8 protein-coding genes are annotated in these 10,199 nt (G+C 56.2%); 4 read left to right on the top strand and 4 right to left on the bottom strand.

Annotated elements, in window-relative coordinates; all coding sequences use genetic code 11:
* The coding region (locus P8Z34_15955; protein MEJ2552166.1) for a hypothetical protein at positions 1 to 245 on the bottom strand (245 nt) is incomplete at its 3' end.
* A gap of 422 nt (positions 246 to 667) precedes the next feature.
* Here P8Z34_15955 and P8Z34_15950 point away from each other — a divergent pair.
* A complete protein-coding gene (locus P8Z34_15950; GenBank protein ID MEJ2552165.1) occupies positions 668 to 1,681 on the top strand; it encodes a fibronectin type III domain-containing protein in 1,014 nt (337 codons plus the stop codon).
* A 20-nt stretch (positions 1,682 to 1,701) separates the two neighbouring features.
* Positions 1,702 to 4,806 (top strand): CARDB domain-containing protein, encoded by a 3,105-nt coding sequence (locus tag P8Z34_15945; GenBank protein ID MEJ2552164.1) that lies wholly within the window; start codon positions 1,702 to 1,704, stop codon positions 4,804 to 4,806.
* Positions 4,807 to 4,951: 145 nt separating this feature from the next.
* Here the strand turns inward: P8Z34_15945 and P8Z34_15940 are convergent, their stop codons facing one another.
* On the bottom strand, positions 4,952 to 5,152 hold the full coding sequence (locus P8Z34_15940) for a hypothetical protein (GenBank protein ID MEJ2552163.1): 201 nt from the start codon (positions 5,150 to 5,152) through the stop codon (positions 4,952 to 4,954).
* A 167-nt stretch (positions 5,153 to 5,319) separates the two neighbouring features.
* Here P8Z34_15940 and P8Z34_15935 point away from each other — a divergent pair, with 167 nt between their 5' ends.
* Positions 5,320 to 5,823: a hypothetical protein gene (locus P8Z34_15935; GenBank protein ID MEJ2552162.1), complete on the top strand. Its 504-nt coding sequence runs from the start codon at positions 5,320 to 5,322 to the stop codon at positions 5,821 to 5,823.
* Positions 5,824 to 5,978: 155 nt separating this feature from the next.
* Here the strand turns inward: P8Z34_15935 and P8Z34_15930 are convergent, their stop codons facing one another.
* Both P8Z34_15930 and P8Z34_15925 read right to left on the bottom strand, forming a co-directional pair.
* Positions 5,979 to 6,968 (bottom strand): SDR family oxidoreductase, encoded by a 990-nt coding sequence (locus P8Z34_15930; GenBank protein ID MEJ2552161.1) that lies wholly within the window; start codon positions 6,966 to 6,968, stop codon positions 5,979 to 5,981.
* A gap of 36 nt (positions 6,969 to 7,004) precedes the next feature.
* Entirely contained in the window at positions 7,005 to 7,757 is a 753-nt protein-coding gene (locus tag P8Z34_15925) for a class I SAM-dependent methyltransferase (GenBank protein ID MEJ2552160.1), read from the bottom strand.
* Positions 7,758 to 8,122: 365 nt separating this feature from the next.
* On the opposite strand from P8Z34_15925, the gene P8Z34_15920 reads away from it, so the two are divergent.
* Positions 8,123 to 10,129 carry a C13 family peptidase gene (locus P8Z34_15920; GenBank protein ID MEJ2552159.1) on the top strand — a complete coding sequence of 669 codons (2,007 nt, stop codon included), beginning with the start codon at positions 8,123 to 8,125 and terminating at the stop codon, positions 10,127 to 10,129.
* Positions 10,130 to 10,199 lie beyond the last annotated feature (70 nt).

The raw sequence follows: 10,199 nt of genomic DNA, 5'->3' as shown, positions 1-10,199 counted from the left end.
GACCCCCCAATCAGAATTGCCAGGGCGTTGACGTAGAAAACGGCTGGGGGTTTATGATCCCACACATCCCGGTAGAGAAGCTTGCCGTCTAACATTTGCTCCGCCCCATACGCAAATATGCCGCTATCGGCGCCCATGGGGGCAACGTGTGGGCTGGAGGGCCAATGCCGCAGATAGGAAAACACCAGAAGAAGAATTGGAAACACCCAACCGATCCGATTATTGCCTTTCGCGTTTAATGCCATTCCCATTCATCCTGACTGAGAAAAAACGCACGTTTGTCCTTAATTGCGCTTTCCCGTATATTTATAACGGATTGAGATCGGGTCCACGAAACGATCTTTCCGTTCCAGATACTCGTTGTTCGAAAAAATGTCTCCTTATTGCCGACAAGGTGCAACCCTTTATTCATAATAACCCAGCTTTTTTGTGAGATGTGTCACAAACTCTGCATAAAAACGTTATAAGTGATAGATCGTCAGTTCATCGTGATATTGACAACATAAGGATCATCGAACATGATCACACATCCTACTCTACTACTACGTGCTCTTCAAGGTGGGTCATCTTCAACGCGACACACAGAACGATGTCTGTTCTACCCTTTTTCTCTATATCTATTAACCCGTCAGTATTGGACTCCCAACACAAACCGAAGGTGAGCAAAATGAAACGTATATCATTCTATTTCAGCGCGTTCTTCATCCTTTCCTTCTTCATAGGTGCGTGTACCGGCGCGGCCCAAGTCGAGGGCACCTTCGTCTGGATCGACGCGCCGATCCACGACCTGACGCTACCCCTTGGAGAAATCCTGAATATCGACGGCCACGCTTCCAGCTCCAAGGGCATCTCCCGCATACAGATCTGGATCGGCGAAGAAGAACTGGAATCGCTGCAGGATTTACCCGGCAGCGGAAACCTGGTGCACTTCGAACACCTGTGGAAGCCGGATCAACCCGGGGATTATGAAATCAGGGTCGTCGCCTACAGCGGCGAGGATTCCGCCAGCGATCCCGATACGGTCACGATTCACGTGATGGGTGAAGAATTGGCGCAGGTAATCACGCCGACCGCAACGGAAGAAAGCCCTCCGACCGTGACCAGCTGTGTTCCCAACGTCGTCGCACGCCAGGACGTCAACTGCCGCACCGGGCCCGGAAGCGTCTACGACGTGGCCGGCTATCTCCTCGAGGGAGAAATGGGGCTGATCGACGGCCGCACGAGCGACAGCTCATGGTGGCGCATCGGAAATCCAGATACCTCCGGTACCTGCTGGGTGTGGAGTTCTCCCGTGGAGGCGTACTGCGATCCCGAAAGTGTGGCGGTGCTCGAGGCGCCCCCGACTCCGACACCTGCGGTGGACAACGACGCGCCGCCCGTACCCTCGCTTTCCAGTCCGGCAAACGGATCCGAACCCGACTGTGCATCTTCCATCGATCTGACCTGGAGTGCGGTCACCGATCCCAGTGGAATTTCGGGCTACAAGATCGAAGTGCAGCGTCATTCGGGCGATAACAACTGGACCTCGGTCACCGGCAGCCCGTTTGGCGCGACCGGGACGACGAAAAACGTTGCCGTCGAATGCGGCTATATCTACCGCTGGCGAGTCCAGGCCCTGGATGGGGCGGGCAATTCCAGCGGCTGGTCGGCCTGGTTCACCTTCAGCATTCTCTTACCCTGAGGTAGTGAGGAAACCCTGTCATGATGAAAAGACTCGAATCTCTCAACTCTTTGCTTGAATCAAAAAAGATATCCCGAAAAAAGATGATCCTTGCCCTGGTTCTCATCGTACTCTTTCTCCTGGTGATCCTGGCCGGCCTGATCGTCTACAACAATCTGCAAACCAAAGCGGTGCGCGACCGGCCGATGGTACTCATTCATACCCCGGAAAATGAGGCGCGTGTCGGTCTGGGCCGGGAGGTGAGCCTGCATGCAACGGCTCGCTCTCAAAACGGCATCGCCCGCATCGAATTCTGGGCGGACGAGGCGCTCGTCTCGGCGCAGGATACCCTTGAGGGTGAAATTCTGTCTCCGGCGGTTTTGCACGCCTACTGGGATCCCGTTACGGCAGGTCCGCACACACTGGTCGTACAGGCGATATCCAACAGCGGCGTGCGCGGCCAGGCGACCGTCGTGCTGTACGCCGTCGAAGATCTGGCCGCCGAAAGTGAAGACCTCACCTACGCCGTCAGTGGAAGCGATAACGGACCTGTAGAAGAAGCGGCGGAAGAGGCAGGCGGCGCTGCAGGGCCCGCTCCGGCACCCGCAGGTGATCCACCGGGATCGGCTGACGATTTGAGGGACCTGTTCGACGACGATCCAACGGAGCCCGAGCCAGAAGACGAGGCTGAACCGTCCGCCGAAGGCGGCGAACCGACGGCCTTGAAGGTGGAAATCCTGAACCTGGAAACAACGGAGAGCTACGAAGGCCTTCATTGCTACATCAGCTTTGGTGAATCCGAGGAAGCTCCATCGCAGTGGTATCCGGACTTCGACGGCGATCAATCGACCGACGATTCCTTCCCCAGCAGCGACGGACGCCACTGGGACGTGGCGCCGCATCTATCCGGTGACGCCGTGCCCTTCATCACCTGGCCCGAGGACCAGCCGCTGGGCATCAACAGCACCTGCGTGGGCATCGCCGACGGTGGCGCGTCTGCTCCCGAACTGGGACGAGTCAACCTGATTCGCAGGCCGGAAACCTGGGACGGCATCACCCGACGGGTACTGAGCGAGGGCGGCGAAGGGTCCTATACGATTGACTACCGCATCACCAAGGGAGATGAAATTACGCAGGATGGAGAGGGGAAGGAGATCGACCCCACCATGACCATCCCGACCAACCTGCGCGTTCAAACCTGGGTCAATCCCTTCGGGGAAATCGTGGGACATTCGTTGTTTTGGGATTACGATCTACCCGAGGACGAAGCGGCAATCGATGGCTTCATCCTCTACCTGAACGAGACCATGCAGTGGACGGAACCCGCCGAAAAAACGTGGACCGACGTCCCCTCACAATGGTTCCGGCCCCCCTGCGGTGAAACTTACGCCTTCACGGTTAGCGCCTACCGCGGCTCTCCCGTTTCCGGCACCGAATCACTGCCGTCCGACGATCTGTCCTTCTACACGGCGGACATCGATGATCCGATTTGCGTTCAAACCTACGTGTTTTCTTTCAACACGATGACGACCGGTACGCTGCCCGAAGGCGGCCTGTACAACGGCATGTACGGCTCTTTCTTCGTCAACGACGAGAGCGTGGACTTCGACGGACGCTGCGAGGGGTCGGGAATCTGCGGCGAGGTGGGCCTGTACGAGAATTTCGAGTATGACCTACACAGCACGACCAGCTACCTGGGCAACGGTCCCACACAATTTCTCATCACGCAGGGAGACGACCATACCCTGCACTACGGCTACGAGGTGCGAACCACGTACACCAGGGGACTCGGAGAAACGAGTACGGACCGCTTCTGCTACAACGAAGGCACAATCGATTGGGTCGATCTCGAACGCATGATTGATCCGATCTACGAAAACACGATGACCTCAGGCGGACCGGTGCGGGATTTCTGCCAGGTCGCCTTCACCATCGAACCTCTCGGTGGGGGACCATCGGCCCGGCCCGGGCAGCCGCTTCCGCTGCCCTTGCTGAGTGTGGAAGAGATGTCCATGGACGAAACCGGCTGGCTGCAAATTCAAATACGCAACGAAGGCAACGCGGATTGGACGCACAACGTCCCCTTCAGCCTGGCCAAGAACTCGGGCGAGGAAATCGGCAGCTACACCTGGCCGTTCACGACCATCGCGCCGGGCGGCCGGATCACGTTGGAATACAACATGGGCGGCAATCCGCAGCCGATGGATGTCTGTGTGACTCTCGACCCGGAAAACGAAGTCCCGGAACAGGATGACCGTTTCGAATCGCCGCGGGAGCCCCACTGTCACCCCCTGCCGGATTTGTCCATCTCGCGGGTATCCTACGATCCGGAAAGCGAAACATTGACACTCATCGTCGATAACACGGGCGGAACGCAAGAACGCACCGATCTATCCTTACAACTCGACATCCCCGGCATCGAGACTCGCCCCGTAACCCAACAGGATATAACGCTGTATCAATACGGCGTCAATCTCATCGATATCCCCGGCGTCACGCAGGAAATCAGGGACGCCATGATGGAGGGCTACACGGTCAGCGTCGATCCTACAAACGACATCGAAGAGACGGACGAGGAAAACAACACCTACACCGTCCGTCCCGGCGCTGTGCTGCGATTGCATTGGGTGTCCGTGCACTCGCACTACTATCCATACTACAGCGCTTCCAATGGCACACAGGACCAAAGGTACAGCCTCACTGTGACGACCGGAGCACCCGAGCCAATCAGCTCCGCAGGGAGTTTTGGTTCGACGACGGTCGCCAACTGGAGCACCGGAAGGTACGAACTCGAACGCGAGATCCAATCCGGGCTCTGGGAGGGCGCGCGACTGGGCGAACAACAGCATAATCTGAATGAGTGGGCCGAATTCTCGATCGCCGGCGATGAGTACCTGTACCTGAGGGCTTCCGGTGAGATGAAATACCTCGCCTACGACTGGCGCAGCCTCGGCTGGGGTGCAACGAGTTTCTCACCCGGGTATTGGGGTATCTCACGCGACATCTCCGAGGACGAAGAATGTTGGTACATCGGTTTGAGCTATCCATATCTGTTGGATGAGCGGGATTTCGAAGTGCAACCGCCCCATCCCTGGCAGAACTGTGGCAATTGGAGGATCACCGTCTACATCTGCCGCGTGGAATGATGTGACACGAGCTTCGAGAAGAACCCCGCCCCATACCAGCCGAAAGAGATGAGGCGGGGTCTTTCTTATTAACTCACGTGCACACTTTAAGTGTCTGAATGAGCCGATAAATTACGGCGTGAAATCGGCTCGAGTTTGGGGAACGCTATTTCGAATCATCATCATGATCATCGTGCAAGTTTGCGATAAATCGATACAGACGCCAAAGCATCGGACCGAGAAGGATCAGCGCGAGCATGAAGATGATCGCCACTTCCTGCCAGCCGATGGCCATGACAGGTCTGCATGCGATCTGACCGACGATCAACAGTGATCCGATCCGGAAAAGCAAGAAATTCTTGTTCATTCGCAACGATGTCCTCGCCAGCCTGTCCTAAACAGTGTATCCGATGTATTTGCCATTTTGCGATTTTCTTCGCCGATACTATAATCTACGACAACAGCTTGAAACAATCATCATCATTTCCAACACGCCAGCTCTCGAAAGATCCTCATCCACAAAGTGAAGTAGCCATGTCGTTAAGGAAATCATACTATCTCGGGTTTTGCGTACTTCTGTTGGTTCTTGTCCCTGCCATTTTGTGCATTCGCAGTCGGATTTCAACCGCGGCAACGCCCATCACGCGGATCGCCGATTCACCGGAAAGCGTTGCCCTGAACTATCAATTGGCCTTGATCCACGAGGAGTACGACCTCGCGCTCAGGGCTTTATCCACCAGCCTCGTAAATCTCCCCAAGACCGCCGACGAATTGCGTCAAGATCTGCAAGGCCAAAGTCTGCTCCCCGAGTGGGAGCTGCAGCCATGCGTCTACTTCGAATCCGCCGAAGTGAGCGGCGTTGCGGCCTCGGTGATCCTGCGAGAGCAGTTCTACGATCCCTGCACCGGAATCGATGTACGTAATCTAACCTTCGGAACCATCCGCACTGAAATGCGACTCGAAAATGGTGAGTGGAAGATCATATCTGCGGACGAGCATTTTGCACCCTGCTGGTCGGATGGATCGAAATGCGAATGACCCACCATGAACACAGCCCTATTTCGCGAAATTCGCAATAGAAGAAGTCGTTCCATGGAACAGAAAAATCCCTTTCAAGCTCTTTGGACTCGTGGCGCTTGCCGGCATGCCATTATGAGGAACGACCGCGTTAAGGATGACGGACATACAACCTTCTACCATCCATGCCCGTAGGCTTGCAGGATGCGATCCATCCTGGCGTTCACCCCCTCGTCCACGCGGCGCCGGCTTTCATCGGCGTCGAACCAGGCCAGCGTGCGCCGGATGCCATCCCGGAAGGGAATCACGGCTTCGTACTCCGGCAACAGAGACTTGATTTTGCGGTTGTCGTAGACGATGCTCCAGGTCTTGTCCCCCAGCAGCGTGCCCGTCAGTTCCGCATCGACCGAGACGATGAAGTCGGAAGGAATGTGGACCATCTTCGCCTCCACACCTAGCGCTTCGGCGATGGTCGCATAGATCTGATTCCAGGTTTGCACTTCATCGGTGGTGATGTGGTACGCTTCCCCCAGTGCACGCGGCTCGCCGAGCAGCCCCAGGAAGCCTCGCCCGAAATCTTCGGCGTGAGTCACCACCTCGAGAGACGAGCCATCACCGTGTACGATGATCTCGCGGCCGCGGAGCAAACGATCCGCCAGCGTGTAACAACCCCAACCGCCGATGGCGATGGGGAAATTCGGGTCGTAGGTCAGCGACGGACGTACGATGGTAACCGGGAATCCTTCTTCTTCATGGGCGCGCATCAAGCGCTTCTCGCAGGCAATCTTATCGCGTGAATAGCGCCAAAAGGGATTTTCCAGCGGTGTATCTTCGGTGAAGATGTAGTGCAAGGGCGGTTTCTGGTAGGCCGATGCGGAACTGATGAAAACGAACTGCCCCGCCTGACCCGCAAACAGCTTCAGATCGCGCTCGATGTCCTCGAGTGTGTACGCGATCCAATCCACGACGACGTCGAAACGTGTGCCGCCCAGCGCAGCGCACACGTCGTCCGGATGATGCACATCGGCGACGAGGCTTTTGACGCCGGACATCCCTGCCATACGCAGACCGCGATTGAGATGATACAGCTCGATGTCCCTGTCGACCGCCAGCCGGCTGACCGCCGTGCTGATAAAGCCGGTCCCTCCGATAAACAATACCTTCATCGCTCCCTTCCTTTTGGACCGGGGGAGATTGAACGATCAGTCCGTCTTCTGAAAAACAAACAGGTCGATCGACTCGTACACCGGCCGGTTTTTGGGTTGTGCATCTATCCAGTTTCGCATGCGGCGCAGCCCCGCCTCGAAATCCCTGTCGGGCAATTCTACCAACGGCGACAAGGCGCGCTGCCGAATGCGCTCGTAATACGCATCGTAGGAGTCCACGAACAACTGCTCGATGGATTGAACGAGCAGGGTTTTAAATCCACTTTGGGATGCAGATTGCAGTATGTTCGAACGAGTGGCGATTCGGTGGAAGGTGCCCTGGGTCACTTCAGGGAAAAAATCCGCCCATAGGATTTCGTGATCACTTTCTTTCGTGCCGTTTCGCACGACCAACACCCCACCCGCAGCGAGGACGTCGTTCATCGCCGAAAAAGCTCCCTGCGAGTCGCTGAGATGATGGAAGACCTGGGACATCCAGATCAGGTCGATGCTCTCTGATTTTAAAGGGATATGTTCGGCTTGAGCCGATATTCGATGCACGTTCGCCGTTTGCGACTGCTGGGTCAGCATCAGGGACGACGGCTCACACGCCAGCACCTGGCAATCGAACGTTGCGGCCAGCGCATCGCTGAAGCGCCCGGTGCCGCACCCCAGATCGAGGATGCAGTCGATGCGGCGCCGCGGTATGGCGTCGACAAGGCTTTTCATCCACAGATCGATCGTTTCGCCGGGTAATTCTCGTGCAGCCTTATAGCGCGCAGTCAATCCGGGATCCGAGTAAGTGCCCATCGCTTATTCCCACTGTACGTTTGATCTATTGTAGCGTGGAATTGAATTTTCACGATGGTGCATATTGCACGAACCGTACGGCATGCAACTCGTGAATTCCTGGGAATTCATACGATTCGAAGCGATTTCACTTCACCACCCTTCAGAGGAATTGGTCAATCAAGATTTTTCTCTTGGCATAATCAATACTATAATTTTCGGCAATAGCTCATAAGGATAGCCGTCTCTATCGACGCAATACGTGTAACGCGGAACGACCTGATTGGATCGTGCTGCAGCATCTAGATCGCTGAGTCCTTTCTCAGGTTTGTATGCCCCACTTTGTGCGAATCGAAATGCTAACGTCAGACTCAAAGGAGCAGGTCATGTCGATACATAAACGCTTCATCCTCCTCATCGTTTTCATCCCGGCGAGCCTGCTCGCACTCACCGGCTGCGGCGGCGGCCTTTCGCTCGAGAAAGCCACCGAGCTGGTAATGTCGGAGCTGATCAAACCCGACGAGCTCGATCAGCAACTGATCGTCTTCTCCCTGCCCGAGCCCATCACGCCGGAAGACCGTATCCAACCATATGCCGGCCCCGATCTCGAGAGACCGGGTGAAGCCTATTCGCTCGAAAACGAAGCCTGGTTCTTCTACATCGACGATGCACCCGGCGCCATGTTCACGCATCCCACACGCTTCGTTGTCGTCGACCGCAGCACGAAAGAGATTTCCGTGTTCGACGAAGTATGGTGGCCGGTCTTAAACGGCAGCGACCTTTGGACGGCAACCGACGTCTACTGGGATGAAAGCAATTGGGCATTTTCCAACGTAGATTGGCGTCCTGCTCACCAGGAATCGGCCTTCAGCCCGCACATGCTGGCCAGCTTGCGCAACCGGCATATTGACGACGAACGCGGATTCGGAACCGGTCTGGTAGTCAACGGTTGGGACGATGGGCAGAACTTGAAGGAAGACATGCAGGACAACGCCGATCACATGCTCGAAAACTTCTTCAACTCGGATTTCGACACCGAGTACATCGGTCCACCAGCCGACACCGGTATCGTTGATCGCATCCGTAACTGGATCCTCGGCACAGCCGCGGTAATGCAGCCCAGTGAGACGGCGGTGATTTACATCACCGGTCACGGCGGCGTGACCGAGGATCAGGACGGATATGTCAGCCTGGGCCAGGAATGGTTGTACGAGCACGATCTCGTCGATTGGCTGGGCAGTTACGATCCCGGCGTGCACGTCATCGTGATCGTTGATGCCTGCTACAGTGGGAGTTTCGTTGACGGTCTGCGGGATGTGGCCGACGTCGCCGTTACCTCGACCGGCTCCCTCGACTTCGGTTATGGGGACATCGATCCGAAAAGCGATCCGAATCCGGATGACCAGGGCACCGAATTCTCCAGCGGATATGCGCAGGACTGGAATGAAATCCTGAACGACGAAGAACAGCAGGCAGAAGCATTCCGCAGAGCGGAGCAAAACGGCACGAATTTCTGGGAAGAGGTGGCGATGATGTCCTATCTCTCCGCAGTGGAGAAGGACATCAGCTACCAGATGGGCTGGACATTCCCGAATGCGGTGCGGGGAGATCCGCTGCACACCAAATCCCTGCCGATCGATAAGTTCAACCGCTACACCAGTCCGCCGCAGGAAGTGAAAGAGACTTTACGGAACGGACTGCAGGCGGACAAACTCGGCGACGTGATCTACAGCAAGTCGACGGTGAAAGTCGAAAACCCGAAACCGGCCACCGACATCAACTTCTTCGAAGGATTCTGGATCGCTTTCGACCCCAACACGCAAGCGGAATACAGCTGGTATCAGTACTGGTTCGGGAACACGCTTTTCCCATGCGACGAATCACCGGAAGGCATGGTAACCGTCTGCCCAGATGGCGCCGGTGCGATGCCCCAGGATGACGTGCTGATGTTGATCATGACGCTTGATTCGGATGTTCCGATCGTCGAACCGGAGTTTTTATATGTTTACAGCGCGGTGCTCGACACGGATGGCGATTCCGCCAACAACTTCGTCGCCGATCCCTATTACGACTGGGATTATTACCAGGGCACGGATCGCTGGTACACCATCGCCTGGGATCCGTACCAACATGCCTGGTTCATGGAAGTGACCAACGCCAGCGCCGGATACACCACGGTGGCGAGCAACGCCCGCGGCGCGATTCTTGGCGACCTGGTGATCTTCCTGATACCTGCGGACGAGATCAGCGTTCAGCAGCCCGGTTATCGGCTGACGGCTTTCGCACACAAAGGATACTATGCACCCGCCAACTCGAGCGGCGACGTCACCGGCGCCGATCCCACGGAACCGCTGCTGATCGTACCGGAGGAAAGTCTATCGCTGAGTGAGTGAGTCGATTAGCCGCAACACTGCGGCCAGACAAACAATACCAGAATGTCGTCAGTTAACACTCAGGATGACC

The organism is Anaerolineales bacterium (assembly GCA_037382465.1).
Taxonomy (GTDB): domain Bacteria; phylum Chloroflexota; class Anaerolineae; order Anaerolineales; family E44-bin32; genus WVZH01.
This window is presented reverse-complemented; position numbering and strand designations above follow the sequence as displayed.